Origin of the sequence: Pseudomonas sp. Z4-7 (assembly GCF_051131965.1) — a bacterium.
GTDB lineage: Bacteria > Pseudomonadota > Gammaproteobacteria > Pseudomonadales > Pseudomonadaceae > Aquipseudomonas.
The window spans coordinates 3,558,811-3,574,919 of the sequence record NZ_CP071642.1; the positions used below are offsets into that span (position 1 = coordinate 3,558,811).

At 62.4% G+C, this 16,109-nt stretch carries 18 protein-coding genes; 11 read left to right on the forward strand and 7 right to left on the reverse strand.

The features are described 5' to 3' along the window. Positions 1–64: 64 nt before the first annotated feature. The 6 genes from tpx to J3P91_RS15975 all read right to left on the reverse strand — a co-directional run bounded on the left by tpx (position 65) and on the right by J3P91_RS15975 (position 5,471). Positions 65–565, reverse strand: coding sequence for a thiol peroxidase (tpx, locus tag J3P91_RS15950; RefSeq protein WP_434601017.1), 501 nt, complete (start codon positions 563–565; stop codon positions 65–67). A gap of 106 nt (positions 566–671) precedes the next feature. Continuing rightward, on the reverse strand, positions 672–1,343 hold the full coding sequence (locus J3P91_RS15955; protein WP_305500564.1) for a DUF3313 domain-containing protein: 672 nt from the start codon (positions 1,341–1,343) through the stop codon (positions 672–674). A gap of 84 nt (positions 1,344–1,427) precedes the next feature. Then, positions 1,428–1,922, reverse strand: a complete 495-nt coding sequence (locus J3P91_RS15960; RefSeq protein WP_434573732.1) for a hypothetical protein — start codon at positions 1,920–1,922, stop codon at positions 1,428–1,430. A 391-nt stretch (positions 1,923–2,313) separates the two neighbouring features. After that, positions 2,314–3,111 (reverse strand): transglutaminase family protein, encoded by a 798-nt coding sequence (locus J3P91_RS15965; protein WP_434601019.1) that lies wholly within the window; start codon positions 3,109–3,111, stop codon positions 2,314–2,316. Beyond that, the gene (locus J3P91_RS15970) at positions 3,108–4,058 is read right to left on the reverse strand and encodes an alpha-E domain-containing protein (RefSeq protein WP_305500558.1); all 951 of its coding nucleotides are present in this window, start codon (positions 4,056–4,058) and stop codon (positions 3,108–3,110) included. The genes J3P91_RS15965 and J3P91_RS15970 overlap by 4 nt, the downstream gene beginning before the upstream one ends. Positions 4,059–4,061: 3 nt before the next feature. Beyond that, positions 4,062–5,471 (reverse strand): circularly permuted type 2 ATP-grasp protein, encoded by a 1,410-nt coding sequence (locus tag J3P91_RS15975; RefSeq protein ID WP_305500557.1) that lies wholly within the window; start codon positions 5,469–5,471, stop codon positions 4,062–4,064. A gap of 685 nt (positions 5,472–6,156) precedes the next feature. On the opposite strand from J3P91_RS15975, the gene J3P91_RS15980 reads away from it, so the two are divergent. From J3P91_RS15980 to J3P91_RS16010, 7 genes are all read left to right on the forward strand, one after another. Next, a complete protein-coding gene (locus tag J3P91_RS15980; RefSeq protein ID WP_434573727.1) occupies positions 6,157–6,747 on the forward strand; it encodes an amino acid synthesis family protein in 591 nt (196 codons plus the stop codon). Positions 6,748–6,792: 45 nt separating this feature from the next. Next, positions 6,793–7,626 (forward strand): alpha/beta fold hydrolase, encoded by an 834-nt coding sequence (locus J3P91_RS15985; RefSeq protein WP_434573725.1) that lies wholly within the window; start codon positions 6,793–6,795, stop codon positions 7,624–7,626. Further along, positions 7,623–9,104 (forward strand): aldehyde dehydrogenase, encoded by a 1,482-nt coding sequence (locus tag J3P91_RS15990; protein ID WP_434573723.1) that lies wholly within the window; start codon positions 7,623–7,625, stop codon positions 9,102–9,104. Before J3P91_RS15985 ends, J3P91_RS15990 begins: the two co-directional genes overlap by 4 nt. Positions 9,105–9,116: 12 nt before the next feature. After that, positions 9,117–9,602 (forward strand): flavin reductase family protein, encoded by a 486-nt coding sequence (locus tag J3P91_RS15995; protein WP_434573721.1) that lies wholly within the window; start codon positions 9,117–9,119, stop codon positions 9,600–9,602. A gap of 134 nt (positions 9,603–9,736) precedes the next feature. After that, positions 9,737–10,141, forward strand: coding sequence for a carboxymuconolactone decarboxylase family protein (locus J3P91_RS16000; RefSeq protein WP_305500549.1), 405 nt, complete (start codon positions 9,737–9,739; stop codon positions 10,139–10,141). Positions 10,142–10,202: 61 nt separating this feature from the next. Continuing rightward, positions 10,203–10,955 carry a GntR family transcriptional regulator gene (locus tag J3P91_RS16005; RefSeq protein WP_305500548.1) on the forward strand — a complete coding sequence of 251 codons (753 nt, stop codon included), beginning with the start codon at positions 10,203–10,205 and terminating at the stop codon, positions 10,953–10,955. 2 nt (positions 10,956–10,957) lie between these two features. Next, positions 10,958–11,521 carry an NUDIX hydrolase gene (locus J3P91_RS16010; RefSeq protein WP_305500547.1) on the forward strand — a complete coding sequence of 188 codons (564 nt, stop codon included), beginning with the start codon at positions 10,958–10,960 and terminating at the stop codon, positions 11,519–11,521. A 9-nt stretch (positions 11,522–11,530) separates the two neighbouring features. Here J3P91_RS16010 and J3P91_RS16015 read toward each other — a convergent pair whose 3' ends face one another. Then, positions 11,531–11,824 (reverse strand): DUF1330 domain-containing protein, encoded by a 294-nt coding sequence (locus J3P91_RS16015; protein WP_434601020.1) that lies wholly within the window; start codon positions 11,822–11,824, stop codon positions 11,531–11,533. An 81-nt stretch (positions 11,825–11,905) separates the two neighbouring features. On the opposite strand from J3P91_RS16015, the gene ribBA reads away from it, so the two are divergent. The 4 genes from ribBA to J3P91_RS16035 all read left to right on the forward strand — a co-directional run bounded on the left by ribBA (position 11,906) and on the right by J3P91_RS16035 (position 16,097). After that, positions 11,906–13,015: a bifunctional 3,4-dihydroxy-2-butanone-4-phosphate synthase/GTP cyclohydrolase II gene (gene ribBA, locus J3P91_RS16020; RefSeq protein WP_434601021.1), complete on the forward strand. Its 1,110-nt coding sequence runs from the start codon at positions 11,906–11,908 to the stop codon at positions 13,013–13,015. A gap of 320 nt (positions 13,016–13,335) precedes the next feature. Next, positions 13,336–14,361: an ABC transporter substrate-binding protein gene (locus tag J3P91_RS16025; RefSeq protein ID WP_434601022.1), complete on the forward strand. Its 1,026-nt coding sequence runs from the start codon at positions 13,336–13,338 to the stop codon at positions 14,359–14,361. Next, positions 14,358–15,281, forward strand: coding sequence for an ABC transporter permease (locus tag J3P91_RS16030; RefSeq protein WP_434605159.1), 924 nt, complete (start codon positions 14,358–14,360; stop codon positions 15,279–15,281). The genes J3P91_RS16025 and J3P91_RS16030 overlap by 4 nt, the downstream gene beginning before the upstream one ends. A 6-nt stretch (positions 15,282–15,287) precedes the next feature. Next, entirely contained in the window at positions 15,288–16,097 is an 810-nt protein-coding gene (locus J3P91_RS16035; RefSeq protein ID WP_434601024.1) for an ABC transporter permease, read from the forward strand. Positions 16,098–16,109: the final 12 nt, after the last annotated feature.

Consider the following 16,109-nt stretch of genomic DNA (forward strand, 5'->3'; position numbering starts at 1 on the left):
AATGAAAACGGCCTGGTCAGGCCAGGCCGTTAACAATTGTAATAAATACTTTATTTCAGAGCAGTTATTTCAAAGCAGCGAGTGCAGCGTCGTAGTTCGGCTCTTCAGCGATTTCCTTGACCAGCTCGCTGTGCAGCACGATGTCGTTTTCATCCAGCACCACCACGGCACGGGCGGTCAGGCCTTTGAGCGGGCCGTCGGCAATCGCAACGCCGTAGTTCTCAATGAACTCGGCACCGCGCAGGGTCGACAGGTTCTGCACGTTTTCCAGGCCTTCGGCACCACAGAAACGGGCCTGGGCGAACGGCAGGTCGGCGGAGATGCACAGCACTACGGTGTTGTTCAGATCGTTGGCCTGGGCGTTGAACTTGCGCACGGAAGTGGCGCAGGTCGGCGTGTCGACGCTTGGGAAAATATTCAGCACTTTGCGCTTGCCGGCGAAATCCTTCAGGGAAACGTCCGACAGATTGCCGGCAACCAGGGAAAAGGCTGGCGCCTTGGAACCGGCTTGGGGCAACTGGCCGTTGACTTGGACAGGGTTGCCTTTGAGAGTGACTTGAGCCATGAACGGATTCCTTCTGACAGGTTTGAAAATGGTGAGGCCGGAGTTAACCATGAAATGGTGCTCCGACCTATGCCTGCACACAAAAAGTCACGAGTGACCGGGCCTGCTATTTAGCCTTGAGCTGCAAATATGACTGATGCAGATCCGCCGCCCAGCCATCGATGACCCCTTTGACATCATCGGGCTTCATGACCTGGGACTCGTTCGACAACGGTTTACCCGTGCCCTTGCGCACCACCTGGGCGATTACCGCATTATTGCCACCGTCGAGAAACACCGCTTCGGTGCCCAGGGTGGTTTCCTGGTCACGAATGCCGCTGGCGGTACTGACCGCGGCGGCCACCAGGGCGATCGGAATCACTTCGTAGGGTTTCAGGCCCTCGGTCTTGCTGCTGACCGCGGTGATCGCCGCCCGCACCACCAGGACACCCGGGCCAGGGCTGGTCGCCAGCGGCAGGGACTTGCCAGCTTCACGCTTGAGCGCCTGGTCGTAGTAGCTGGTGATGCCGGCCAACGTTGCCGACGGGATCTTCACCGTCGCTTGCGGCTTGGGGTACAGCTGGGTCGGTTCGATATAGATGCGGGAGTACTTCGCCAGATCGATCTTCGGATCGACCCAGCGCATCACCTCGGCCCCCGACGGCGATTTTTCTTCCTTGAGCCGGCTGTAGTCCCCCAGGAATCCGGAATACTCGTCCGGCTGGGTGACTTTGCTGGAGCAGCCAGCGAGCGCGAGCGAGGCAATGCAAACGGTGCCGATCATGGAGGCGAACTTCATGCTGTTACTCCTGTAAGCCACACCCGACGGGGGGCGGAACTACAGGTATAGCCAATGCGCGGGGTTTTGCCCGGCCAAGCGTATTCAGCTTCGCTCGCGCGGTATAAGACTCTGCAACTGCTGAGCGAGGAAATTTGCATCGAAGACGTAGGTGTCCGGATCCTTCAACCCGTTGGTCCTGCGCCATTGCCACTGCGTTGATGGCGGCTGGCAAACCAGGGAAATGCTGCCGTGGCGAGTGGCGGTCAGGCCGATGATGGACAAGGAAATCAACCCGCCCGCGCCCATCACATCCGGCACAAACTCAACCGGTTTACCGGTAATGGACAAGGTCAGTTTTTCCGTCTTGAAAGTCGACGTCTCGGCAGGAACACTCGGCCCATGGGCGACATACGCGCCACGGCTCAACTCCAGCAGGTTCGGCGCCAGGACCGGTGCCAACCATTGCTCGATCTGCCCGTACAACGCCTCGATCCGCTCAGCCCATACCGCCGAGTGAGCCTGGTGCTGCTGCTTCTTGTGCGCTTCGCTGTCGGCGTAGTGACGGAGCATCTCGCCCAATTGCTGTACATCGTCCATGGCGCTGTTCCTTTATAAGGGGGTGTTGCGAAGCGCGATGATGACAGGTTCGCACGGCTGCGTACGCAAAAGAACCGTGCAGCCGCCTTCGCGAGCAGGCTCGCTCCCACAATGGACCGAAGGCACCAAGGATCCTGCTCCCCAGCCTCAATTGCCCCACCAGCACAGCTTTTGTGGCGAGGGAGCTTGCTCCCGCTGGGTTGCGCAGCAACCCCAAATCGTCGAATGCGTTCTGCCTGATGCACCGAGGTGCTTGGTTTCAGGGCTGCTGCGCAGCCCAGCGGGAGCAAGCTCCCTCGCCACGGTTTTGGGACGGCTGCGGAGTACGTGACTCCGTGAACCCGTGGGAGCGAGCCTGCTCGCGAAGGGGCCTCAGGCTTTATTGGATCAATTACTGATGCTGCACCTGCACCATTGAGCTCACCTGCACCCGCGCGTGCATCTGCTCCGCCCCGCCGCCCCGGCGCATGCCGCGCACCGGGCAGGCGTCGAGATAGTCCAGGCCGATCGCCAGTTTCAGGTGGCGATCGGGACGGGTCAGGCGATTGGTTACGTCGAAACTGTACCAGCCATCCCCCAGCCAGGCTTCAGCCCAGGCATGGCTCGCCAGGTGGTTTTCGTCTTCGGTGCACAGGTAGCCGGACACATACCGCGCCGGCACGCCGAGGCTGCGGGCACACGCCACGAACGCATGGGCGTGGTCCTGGCAGACGCCGGCACCGCCGGCAAACGCCTCGGCCGCCGTGCTGCTGACCGCAGTGGTGCCCGGAAGGTAGGCCATGCGATCGGCAAGGCCATTCATCAAGTCGGCCAGCGCCGAACGGTCACGCCGTGCCCCGCACCGGGCCACGGCGAAAGCGCTGAGGCTCTCATCGGCCTGGCTGAGACGGCTGGTGCGCAGGAACGGCAGCGGTGATTGGCTGTCAGGCTCCATCTCGACGGTCTGGTCGATCTGTACTTCACCGTAAGCGGTCAGTACCAGAGCCCCATGCGGCTCGTCCATGGTCATGACATGCAGGATGTTGCCGTAAGGATCGAGCTGGCTGCGCACCAGGCGTGGCAACTCCAGGTGCCATTGCAGAATGCGCTGGCGCGGGCTGTCCTTGGGCGTCAGGCGCAGGAACTGGATGCTGGTGCAGACTTCGTCGGCATAGCTGTAGGTCGTGTCGTGGCGAATGGACAATTTCATACCACCTCCAGGTAGGCATCGTGGACGGTCTGGCCCAGGTGGCGGATCTGGCCGATGAGTTCGGTCAGCCATTGATGCAGGCCCGACGCGAGGATCTCGTCGATGCCGGAATAACGCAGGCGCGCATTCAATTCCGCGGCCAGGCGCTGGGCCGGACGACCGTTGTTGCCAGGCAGGCTGGCGAGGATATGGTCCAGTTCTTCGATGCACGCATGCAGCGAGCGCGGCACGTCGGCCCGCAGCAGCAACATCTCCGAGACCTGCTCGGCGTTGGGTGCGTTACGGTAGATCTCGTTGAACGCCTCGAACGAAGACAGCGCCCGCAACAAGGCACTCCATTGGTAATAGCCGCGCGCCGAGTTGTCGCTGACCTCCTCCGACTCCTCGCCGAACATCTCGTAGCGCGCGTCCAGCAGGCGCAAGGTGTTGTCCGCGCGCTCGATGAAGGTTCCCAGGCGAATGAAACTGTAGGCGTCGTTGCGCATGATCGTGCCCGACGTCGCGCCGCGGAACAGGTGCGAACGCTCCTTGACCCATTCGCAGAAATGGCTGATGCCGTAGCGGCCCAGGCCGTTACTGGCGATGTTGCGCATCTCCAGCCAGGTGGCGTTGATGTTTTCCCACATGTCGGCGGTGATGCGTCCGCGCACGGCGTGGGCATTGGTGCGCGCGGCACGCAGGCAGCTATAGATACTGCCGGGGTTGGCTTCATCCAGAGCAAAGAAATGCAGCATGCGCTCGCTGTTGAGCGCGTCATAACGGGCGTTGTAATCGTCCAGCGTACCGGCCGCCAGCAGCGACATCGCCAGCTCGGCATGCCCGTCGCTGCGCCCGGCCTGGGGCATCAGCGACAGCGAATAACTGACTTCGAGCATGCGCGCCAGGTTCTCGGCGCGCTCCAGGTAGCGGGACATCCAATAGAGGTCCGAAGCGGTTCTTGAAAGCATGTCTTAGTCCTCCACTACCCAAGTGTCCTTGGTGCCGCCACCCTGGGACGAGTTCACCACCAGCGAGCCTTCGCGCAGCGCCACGCGGGTCAGGCCGCCCGGTACCAGGCGGGTTTCCTTGCCGGACAGCACGAAGGGACGCAGGTCGATGTGGCGCGGGGCGATGCCGCTTTCGACAAAAGTCGGGCACGTGGACAGGCTCAAGGTCGGCTGGGCGATGTAGGCCTCCGGCCGGGCCTTGAGACGGGCACGAAAATCCTCGATTTCCGCTGCGGTGGCGGCCGGCCCCACCAGCATGCCGTAGCCGCCGGAACCCTGGGTTTCCTTGACCACCAGGTCGGGCAGGTTCGCCAGCACATGGGACAGGTCCTGGGGTTTGCGGCACTGCCAGGTGGGCACGTTCTTCAGGATCGGTTCTTCGGTGAGGTAGAAGCGGATCATCTCGTCGACATAGGGGTAGATCGACTTGTCGTCCGCCACGCCAGTGCCGACGGCGTTTGCCAGCACCACGTTGCCGGAACGATAGACCGCGACCAGCCCGGGCACGCCGAGCATCGAATCGGGATTGAACGACAGCGGATCGAGATAGGCGTCGTCAAGGCGACGGTAAATCACATCCACCTGCTGGGGGCCGGCGGTGGTGCGCATATAAACGTGGTCGTCACGCACGAACAGGTCGGCGCCCTCCACCAGCTCCACGCCCATTTCCCGGGCCAGGAACGCATGTTCGAAATAGGCACTGTTGAAACGCCCCGGGGTCAGCACCACGGCGGTAGGGTTGTCGAGTGGACTTGAGCTCTTGAGGGTATCGAGCAGCAGATTCGGATAGTGGTCGATGGGCGCCACGCGCTGGGCGGCGAACAATTCTGGGAACAGGCGCATCATCATCTTGCGGTCTTCGAGCATGTAGCTCACGCCGCTGGGCGTGCGCAGGTTGTCTTCCAGCACGTAGTAGCTGCCGTCGCCGTCGCGAACCAGGTCGACACCGGCAATGTGCGCGTAGATGCCACGGTGCAGGTCCAGTCCCTGCATTGCGATCTGGTAGCCCTCGTTAGCCAGCACTTGCTCGGCCGGGATGATGCCTTCCTTGAGGATGCGTTGCCCGTGGTAGATATCGGCCAGGAACATGTTCAGGGCCTGGACCCGCTGGATGCAGCCACGCTCGACCGTCTGCCATTCGCTGGCCTTGATGCTGCGGGGGATGATGTCGAAGGGGATCAGGCGCTCGGTGCCCTGCTCGTCGCCGTAGAGGGTGAACGTGATGCCCGCGCGATGAAACAGCAGGTCGGCTTCGCGGCGGCGTTGTTCCAACAGCTCCAGCGGCGTATCCGCCAGCCAGCGCGAGAAGGCTTGGTAATGCGGGCGGCAGTCACCCTGTGCGTCGTACATTTCATTGAAAAAAGCGTGGGGCATAGCCAACTCCCAGCCGTGTCGTACACGGCATTTCTTATGACTTCGTCATTTCACCAGTCTGGCCTTGCCTTGTTTGATGAGCCTGTTCCTTGGAGCACCTCTTGGTTCTTGCGTCTTTGAGCCGTAGCAAACGCTGTGCCTAAGCGCGGGGGCATCCACACAATGCTGGAAAAAACGGCGCGCAACGCTGAAAAAGCGAAATTTCTTTTCTATTTGACGGCAAAAATCGGTTTGCAGGCTGAAACGTTTATTTCAATGCCCGGCGTCGATGCCACAAACGGGTCGAATCGGTGCAGTCGGGCGGGAAGTTGGCCCCGGATGCCCTGAAAAGGGGAAATTTATACCCACCGGCAAAAAATGGCCGGGTTTACCCAACGATAGCTCAAGCGCCGAGATTTCGCGGGAAAGCACATCGTGGCGAGGGAGCTTGCTCCCGCTGGGGCGCGAAGCGGCCCCATCATCGGCAACCATTTCACCTGTTACACCCAGTGGACTCCTTTGCTGCGACTGCGTCGCCGAGCGGGAGCAAGCTCCCTCGCCACGGGGTTCCCTGGCATCCTCAAGACCTCCTGCCCGCCCCCAGCCTTCCGTCGCCTCCCCTCGCACAAATCCTAAGTCGCCACTTGCACCAACAGTATTATGGTATACCATCATACGCACAGACACTTCCCCCACGGAGCAGCTCATGAGTTTCGAAATTCGCAAGATCGTCAGCTATGTCGAAGAAACCTTCATCGAAGGTGGCAAGGCTACCGACAAGCCGGTGACCATGGTCGGGCTGGCGGTGGTCATGAAGAACCCTTGGCTGGGCCGTGGTTTTGTCGAAGACCTGAAACCGGAAATCCGCGCCAATTGCTCCGATCTCGGCGCGCTGATGGTCGAGCGCCTGGTGGGCATCATTGGCGGTGCGCAAAAGATCGAAGCCTATGGCAAGGCCGCGGTCGTCGGCGCCGATGGCGAGATCGAGCACGCCTCCGCCGTGATCCATACCCTGCGCTTCGGCAACCACTACCGCGAAGCGGTCAAGGCCAAGAGCTACCTGAGCTTCACCAACAAGCGCGGCGGCCCCGGCACCTCGATCCAGATCCCGATGATGCACAAGGACGACGAAGGCCTGCGCTCGCACTACATCACCCTGGAAATGCAGATCGAAGACGCACCGCGCGCCGACGAAATCGTCGTGGTGCTGGGCTGCGCCGATGGCGGTCGCCTGCATCCACGCATCGGCAATCGTTACATCGACCTGGAAGAGCTGGCCGCCGAAAAGGCCCAGTGAACCCGCCGGGGCAACCACAATAAAAAAGGCATGCAGGAGCGCTCCATGATTCGGCTCACCGCTGAACTCACCCCGGCCGGCACCAGTTACCTGGCGACCGGCCAAGGCCAGCCCGTGGTCCTGATCCACGGCGTGGGCCTGAACAAAGAAATGTGGGGCGGCCAGGTCGTTGGCCTGGCCACGAAGTATCGCGTCATCGCCTACGACATGCTCGGCCATGGCGCCAGCCCGCGCCCTGCCACTGGCACCGGACTGCTCGGGTACGCCGATCAGCTGTTGGAGTTGCTGGACCACTTGCAACTGCCCCAGGCCAGCGTGATCGGCTTTTCCATGGGTGGCCTGGTGGCACGCGCCTTCGCCTTGCACTATCCGCAACGCCTGCAAGGCCTGGTGGTGCTCAACAGCGTGTTCAACCGCAGCGCCGAACAACGCGCGGGGGTCATCGCCCGCACCGCCCAGGCCGCCGAGCATGGCCCGGACGCGAACGCCGAAGCCGCGCTGTCGCGCTGGTTCAGCCGCGAATACCAGGCGGCCAATCCGGCGCAGATCGCCGCGCTGCGCCAGACCCTGGCGCAGAACGATCCCCAGGGTTACCTGACCACCTATGAGCTGTTCGCCACCCAGGACATGTACCGCGCCGACGACCTGGGCAGCATCCAGGTGCCGACGTTGATTGCCACCGGCGAACTGGACCCCGGCTCGACCCCGGAAATGGCCCGGCAACTGGCCGAGCGGATTCCCGGCGCCACGGTTGCCGTGCTCGCCGAGCAACGGCATATGATGCCGGTAGAGTCGCCGCGCCTGGTCAACCAGTTGCTGCTGGAATTCCTCGACACGGCCAACACCCGACAAAATCCAATAAAGGGGATCGTTGCATGACACTCGCACGCTTTTCGATGTGCATCGGCGGTGAATGGGTCGATGCGCTGTCCGGCAAGACCTTCGAGAGCCTGAACCCGGCGCTGGCCGAGCCCTGGGCCGAGCTGCCCGATGCCGACGAAGCCGATGTCGATCGCGCCGTACAAGCCGCACAAACAGCTTTTGACAGCCCGGCCTGGCGCGGACTGACCGCCACTGCTCGGGGCAAACTGCTGCGCCGTCTCGGTGACCTGATCGCCGAAAACAAGGAAAAGCTGGCCCAGCTCGAAAGCCGCGACAACGGCAAGCTGATCCGTGAAACCCGTGGCCAGGTCGGCTATCTGCCGGAGTTTTTCCACTACACCGCAGGCCTCGCCGACAAGCTCGAAGGCGGCACCCTGCCCCTCGACAAGCCGGACCTGTTCGCCTACACCGTGCACGAAGCCATGGGTGTGGTCGCCGCGATCATCCCCTGGAACAGCCCGCTGTACCTGACCGCCATCAAGCTCGCCCCGGCGCTGGCGGCCGGCAACACCATCGTGATCAAGCCGTCCGAGCACGCCTCGGCGACGATCCTGGAGCTCGCTCGCCTGGCCCTTGAAGCCGGAATCCCGCCGGGCGTGGTCAACGTCATCACCGGCTACGGCCCGAGCACCGGCGCCGCCCTCACCCGCCATCCGCTGGTACGCAAGATCGCCTTCACCGGCGGCGCGGCCACGGCCCGGCATGTGGTGCGCAGCAGCGCCGAGAACTTCGCCAAGCTGTCATTGGAGCTGGGCGGCAAGTCGCCCAACATCATCTTTGCCGACGCCGACCTCGACAGCGCCATCAACGGTGCGATTGCCGGCATCTACGCCGCCTCCGGCCAGAGCTGCGTGTCCGGATCGCGGTTGCTGGTACAGGACGAAATCTACGACGAGTTTGTCTCGCGACTGGTGGAGCGCGCCCAGCGCATTCGCATCGGCAACCCTCAGGAGGACGCCAGCGAAATGGGCCCCATGGCCACCGCACAGCAACTGGCCGTAGTCGAGGGCCTGGTGGCCGACGCGATTGCCGAAGGCGCGCGCCTGCGCCTGGGCGGCAAGCGCCCGCCGAACCTGGGAGACGGCTGGTTCTACGAGCCGACCCTGTTCGAGTGCGATCGCAATTCGATGAAAATCATGCAGGAAGAAGTCTTCGGCCCGGTGGCGTCGGTCATTCGTTTCAAGGACGAAGCCGAAGCCCTGGCGATCGCCAACGACTCGCAGTTCGGCCTCGCCGCCGGCATCTGGACCCGTGACCTGGGCCGCGCCCATCGCCTGGCCCGGGACGTGCGATCCGGGATCATCTGGGTCAACACCTACCGCGCGGTCTCGGCCATGGCGCCGATCGGCGGGTTCAAGAACAGTGGCTACGGACGCGAAAGCGGCATCGATTCAGTGCTGGCCTATACCGAGCTGAAAACGGTGTGGATCAACCTTTCCCAGGCGCCCATGCCTGACCCGTTCGTGATGCGCTAGGAGTCCTGAGAAATGATCGAACCCGGCATCTACAAAGAAGTCATGAGCTCGTTCCCGTCCGGCGTCACGGTGGTTACCACCCTGGACCCGGAGGGCAATATCGTCGGCATTACCGCCAGCGCTTTCAGCGCCTTGTCCATCGACCCGGCGCTGGTGCTGTTCTGCCCCAACTATGCCTCCGATACCTACCCGATCCTGCGCGACAGCAAGCAGTTCGCGATCCACTTGCTGTCCGCCGACCAGACCGCCGAAGCCTACGCCTTCGCCGGCAAAGGCAAGGACAAGGCCAAAGGCATCGACTGGCACCTGAGCGATTTGGGTAATCCGTTGCTGGGTAAAGCCACGGCAATCATCGAGTGCGAGCTGTGGCGCGAATACGACGGTGGCGATCACGCGATCATCGTCGGCGCGGTGAAGAACCTGATCCTGCCCGCGCAACCGGTCACGCCGATGATCTACCACAAAGGCAAGCTGGGCCCGCTGCCCGTGCTCGCTTGAAGGCTGCACATATCCCCTTGTGGGAGCGAGCCTGCTCGCGAAGGCGGTGGATCAGCTGGCGATGACGCGTCTGACACAGCGCTTTCGCGAGCAGGCTCGCTCCCACAGGTCCATCACTATTTTCAGGGATTCGTATGAGCAACGAAAAATACCAGCAAGGCCTGAAGATCCGCACCCAGGTACTGGGCCAGGACTACGTCAACCGCGCCATCGAGAACGCCGACGATTTCACCCGGCCGCTGCAGGAAATGGTCACGGAATATTGCTGGGGCCATGTCTGGGGCCGCGAGGGTTTGTCGCTCAAGGAGCGCAGCATGATCAACCTGGCGATGATCTCGGCGCTCAATCGTCCGCACGAACTCAAGCTGCATGTGCGCGGCGCCTTGCGTAACGGACTGAGTCGTGAGCAAATACGCGAAATTCTGCTTCAGGTCGGCATTTATTGCGGCGTCCCCGCTGCCGTAGACAGTTTCCGGCTTGCCCGCGAAGCCTTCGCCGAAGCCGACGCCGAGGCCTCCAGTCAACCCTCGGCTGTTTGAACTGAACGAGCATGGATGTTTGCCCGTTTTGCATGGACAGCCACATAACAGAGCGGACCCCATGAAACGCCTGCCACTCGACGACAGCTTCAAGGTCAATCGCAACCCCGTTACCCTGCGCGAAATCGTGCTGGATAAACTGCGAAGCGCCATCATGAACTTCCAGCTGCTGCCGGGCGATCGCCTGGTCGAACGCGACCTGTGCGACCGCCTGGGCGTGAGCCGTACGTCGGTGCGTGAAGCCCTGCGTCACCTCGAATCCGAAGGCCTGGTGGAGTTCGCCGATGCCAAGGGTCCACGGGTGGCGATCATCACCCTGGCCGACGCTGGTGACATCTATGAGCTGCGGTGCGTGCTCGAAGGCCTGATTGTCCAGTTGTTCACCCTGCGGGCCAAGGCCAAGGACATCAAGGCCCTGGAAAAAGCCCTCGAGGAAAACCGCAAGGCTCTCAAGGACGGCGAGCTGCAGCAGGTGCTGGATTCGGTCCAGGGTTTCTACGACGTACTGCTTGAAGGTTCCGGCAATCATGTTGCCGCCACCCAGTTGCGCCAGTTGCAGGCGCGCATCAGCTACCTGCGGGCGACGTCGGTGTCCCAGGAAAACCGCCGTGGCAGCAGCAACCAGGAAATGGAACGCATGGTCGAGGCGATCAAGAGTGGCGATCCGCTGGTGGCCCATCAGGCCTGCGTCGATCACGTACGCGCCGCCGCCAAGGTTGCGCTGGAATACCTCAAGCGCCAGCAGGAAGAGACCGGCAACATCCCGGAAATCACCGCACCCATCGCGTTGAAAGAACCGCGCATAGGACGCTGATCATGTTCAGCCCGAGCTTTTGTCCAAAGTGTGGCGGCACTGACTTGAGCCAGCGCCTGCCAGCGGGCGATACCCATGAGCGGCTGATGTGCGGCGGCTGCGGCTACATCCACTACGTGAACCCGAAGATCATCGCCGGCTGCATCATCGAACAGGACGGCAAGTACCTGCTGTGCCAACGCGCCATCCCGCCGCGCCCCGGCACCTGGACACTGCCGGCCGGCTTCATGGAAGGCAACGAGACCACCGAGCAGGCGGCCCTGCGCGAGGTCTGGGAAGAGACCGGCGTGCGCGCCGAAATCATCTCGCCCTACTCGATTTTCAGCGTGCCGAAAATCAGCGAGGTGTACATCATCTTCCGCGCCATCGCGCTGGAGATCACCGGCGAGTTCGGCGCGGAAACCCTCGCCTGCCAATTCTTCGCTGCCGAAGACATTCCGTGGGACAGCATCTATTACCCGGCCATCCGGCAGATCCTCGAACGTTACATAGAGGAACGCCAGGCCGGGGTCTACGGCATCTACATGGGCAACGACGACAGCGGCAAGATTCACTTCATCCGCTGACGCCTGCGATCAGGGCGCCACGCCCTCGACGATGATCACCTCGGCCCGCGCCACACCCTCACGTTGCTTCTTCGCCTGCTGATACTCCTCGCAGTGATAGCAGGCCAGCGCCTGTTCGTAGGAATCGAATTCGATCACCACGCTGCGCTGCGGCGTGGCCCTGCCTTCCATCGCTTCGCTGCGTCCGCCCCGGGCGAGCATCCGTCCGCCATACAAGGCAAACGCCGCTGGCGCGCGCTGGGTGTATTGGCTGTATTGATCGGGGTCGCTGACATCCACATGAGCAATCCAGTACGCCTTCATAGTGACCTCTGTGTTTGTTTTGTATTATGGTATACCACAAGCTGCTTCCATCCTGCACCTTCAAAACAAAGAGAGCCCGCCATGGCCTTTAACAGCATTGAGGAAATCATCGAAGACTACCGCCTGGGCAAGATGGTGTTGCTGGTGGATGACGAAGATCGGGAAAACGAAGGCGACTTGCTGCTCGCCGCCGATTGTTGCAATGCCCAGGCGATCAGCTTCATGGCCCGCGAAGCACGCGGGCTGATCTGCCTGACCCTGACCGATGAGCACTGCCAACGCCTGGGCCTCGAACAGATGGTGCCGAGCAACGGCAGTGTGTTCAGCACCGCGTTCACGGTGTCCATCGAGGCCGCCACGGGCGTGACCACCGGTATCTCCGCCGCTGACCGGGCGCGCACCGTCGCCGCCGCTGTTGCTCATGACGCGGGGCCGGCCGACATTGTGCAACCGGGGCATATCTTCCCGCTGCGGGCCAAGGAAGGCGGCGTGCTGACCCGCGCCGGGCATACCGAAGCCGGTTGCGACCTGGCGCGCCTGGCAGGCTTCACGCCGGCGTCGGTGATCGTCGAAGTCATGAACGATGACGGCACCATGGCGCGCCGGCCGGACCTGGAAATTTTCGCCCGCAGGCACGGCATCAAGATCGGCACCATCGCCGACCTGATCCATTACCGCCTGAGCACCGAGCACACCGTCGTGCGCATCGGCGAACGGGAACTGCCGACGGTGCACGGTACCTTCCGCCTGTTCACCTTTGAAGATCGCATCGAAGGCGGCGTGCACATGGCGATGGTCATGGGCGACATCCGCCGGGAAGAACCGACGCTGGTGCGCGTGCATGTGATCGATCCACTGCGCGACCTGGTGGGTGCCGAGTACAACGGCCCGTCCAACTGGACGTTGTGGGCGGCCCTGCAGAGGGTGGCGGAGGAAGGTTGTGGCGTGGTGGTGGTGCTGGCCAACCACGAGTCGTCCCAGGCGCTGCTTGAGCGTGTGCCGCAACTGACCCAGCCGCCACGGCAGTTCAGCCGCTCCCAATCGCGCATCTATTCTGAAGTAGGCACTGGCGCGCAGATTCTGCAGGACCTGGGTGTTGGCAAGCTGCGGCATTTGGGGCCACCGCTCAAGTATGCCGGGTTGACCGGGTACGACCTGGAGGTGGTGGAGAGCATTCCTTTTACCGGGTAGGCCTGCGCGCCATTCCCTGTGGGAGCGAGCTTGCTCGCGATGACAATAGACCTGTCGACATCCATGGCGACTGACAAACCGCTATCGCGAGCAAGCTCGCTCCCACAAGGTTCATGGACATAGAAAAAATCCGCTCCAGGCAGATAGCCGGTACGGCAAAACCCTTGCAGAAAGTTTGGAATACCATAATATGATATTCCATCGACCGAACGCTTCTGCCTACCCTGGCGCGGTCACTTGCAAGACCTGCTTGACCCAAAGCTCCCGATAAGTGGGCGAACAGAAGCCCACTCAATAAACACAACAATGAGGGCGTGAACATGGTGTTGAAGAAAAGTGCAGCCGCAGTTCTTTTTGCCGGCCTGCTGAGTGTCACCAGCCAGGCGACGATGGCCGCTGAAAGCGTCAACTTCGTCAGTTGGGGCGGCAGCACCCAGGACGCGCAGAAGCAGGCCTGGGCCGATCCGTTCAGCAAGGCCAGCGGCATCACCGTGGTCCAGGATGGCCCGACCGACTACGGCAAACTCAAGGCCATGGTCGAAAGCGGCAACGTGCAATGGGACGTGGTCGATGTCGAGGCCGACTTTGCCCTGCGCGCCGCCGCCGAAGGCCTGCTCGAACCTCTCGATTTCTCGGTCATTCAGCGCGACAAGATCGACCCGCGCTTCGTCTCCGACCACGGTGTCGGCTCGTTCTATTTCTCCTTCGTGCTCGGCTACAACGAAGGCAAGCTCGGTTCGGGCAAGCCAACGGATTGGTCCGCGCTGTTCGACACCAAGACCTACCCCGGCAAACGCGCCCTCTACAAATGGCCAAGCCCTGGCGTGCTGGAACTGGCCCTGCTGGCCGATGGCGTGGCGCAGGACAAGCTCTATCCGCTGGACCTGGACCGCGCCTTCAAGAAACTCGACACCATCAAGAAAGACATCGTCTGGTGGGGCGGCGGCGCCCAGTCCCAGCAGTTGCTGGCGTCCGGCGAAGCCAGCATCGGCCAGTTCTGGAACGGTCGGATCTATGCCTTGCAACAGGACGGCGCGCCCGTCGGCGTGAGCTGGAAGCAGAATCTGGTCATGGCCGACATCCTGGTTATCCCGAAAGGTGCGAAAAACAAGGCCGCCGCCATGAAATTCCTGGCTAACGCCAGCAGCGCCAAGGGCCAGGCTGATTTCTCCAACCTGACCGCCTACGCCCCCGTCAACGTTGATAGCATCGCGCGCCTGGACTCGGTGCTCGCCCCCAACCTGCCGACCGCCTACGCCAAGGATCAGATCACGCTGGATTTTGCGTACTGGGCCAAGAACGGTCAGGACATCGCGACACGGTGGAATGAATGGCTGGTCAAATGAAAATGGCGGCAGCGGCAACCCCTCGCACCGGGAGCGCCGTCGGCGCTGCCGGTCCGGCCGTGGCGCGCAAGCAGACGCCGTCGTTGATGCAACGCTGGCGCGGCGCCGGCAACCTGATTCCTGCGCTGCTGTTCCTCGGCCTGTTCTTCCTGGCGCCACTGATCGGCCTGCTGCTGCGCGGCGTGCTGGAACCCGTGCCGGGCCTGGGCAACTACGAGCAGCTGTTCGCCAACTCGGCTTACGCCCGGGTGCTGTTCAACACCTTTTCGGTGGCCGGGCTAGTGACGTTGTTCAGCCTGCTGCTGGGCTTCCCGCTGGCCTGGGCCATCACCCTGGTGCCCCGTGGCTGGGGCCGCTGGATGTTGAACATCGTGCTGCTGTCGATGTGGACCAGCCTGCTGGCGCGCACCTATTCCTGGCTGGTGCTGTTGCAGGCCTCGGGCGTGGTGAACAAGGCATTGATCGCCCTGGGCATCATCGACCAGCCGCTGGAAATGGTGCACAACCTCACCGGCGTGGTGATCGGCATGAGCTACATCATGATCCCGTTCATCGTCCTGCCGCTGCAGGCGACCATGCAGGCCATCGACCCGATGATCCTGCAGGCCGGTTCCATCTGCGGCGCCAGCCCCTGGACCAACTTCTTCCGGGTGTTCCTGCCGCTGTGCCGGCCGGGGCTGTTTTCCGGCGGGCTGATGGTCTTCGTGATGTCTCTCGGTTACTACGTGACCCCGGCGCTGCTGGGCGGCGCGCAGAACATGATGCTGCCGGAATTCATCATCCAACAGGTGCAGTCGTTCCTCAATTGGGGCCTGGCCAGCGCCGGCGCCGCACTGTTGGTGGCGATCACCCTGGTGTTGTTCTACTTCTACCTGAAGCTCCAGCCGGAATCCCCGGTGGGCGCCAGCAACGCGAGGTAAGCCGCCATGCTCCTGACTCCCAATGCCATGAGCCGACGCATGCGGTTCGGCCTGTACTTCACCACCGGTGTGATCGCCTTGTTCCTGCTGCTGCCGATCGTGTTCATCGTGCTGCTGTCGTTCGGCTCGTCGCAGTGGCTGGTCTTTCCACCGCCGGGCTGGACCTTCAAATGGTACGGCCAGTTCTTCTCCAACCCGGACTGGATGAGCGCCGCGCTGACCAGCCTCAAGGTCGCGGTGCTGACCACCGTCTGCGCCGTAGCCCTGGGCTTGCCCACCGCGTTTGCCCTGGTGCGCGGGCGTTTTCCGGGCCGGGAAATGCTCTACGGCCTGTTCACCCTGCCGATGATCGTGCCGCTGGTGATCATCGCCGTGGCGGTCTACGCGCTGTTCCTGAAACTCGGCTACACCGGGACGATGTTTGCCTTCGTGGTCAGCCATGTGATCGTCGCGCTGCCGTTCACCATCATCTCGATCATCAACTCGCTCAAACTGTTTGACCAATCCATCGAGGACGCGGCGGTGATCTGCGGCGCCTCGCGCCTGCAAGCGGTGTTCAAGGTGACGTTTCCGGCCATTCGCCCGGGCATGGTCGCCGGCGCCTTGTTCGCATTCCTGGTGTCGTGGGACGAGGTGGTGCTGAGCGTGATGATGGCCAGCCCGACCCTGCAGACCTTGCCGGTAAAAATGTGGACCACTTTGCGCCAGGACCTGACGCCTGTGATCGCCGTCGCTTCGACGCTGCTGATCGGCCTCTCGCTGCTGGTAATGGTGATCGCCGCCGCCCTGCGCCGGCGCAACGAAATCAGCGCCTGAGCGCCTAGGAGA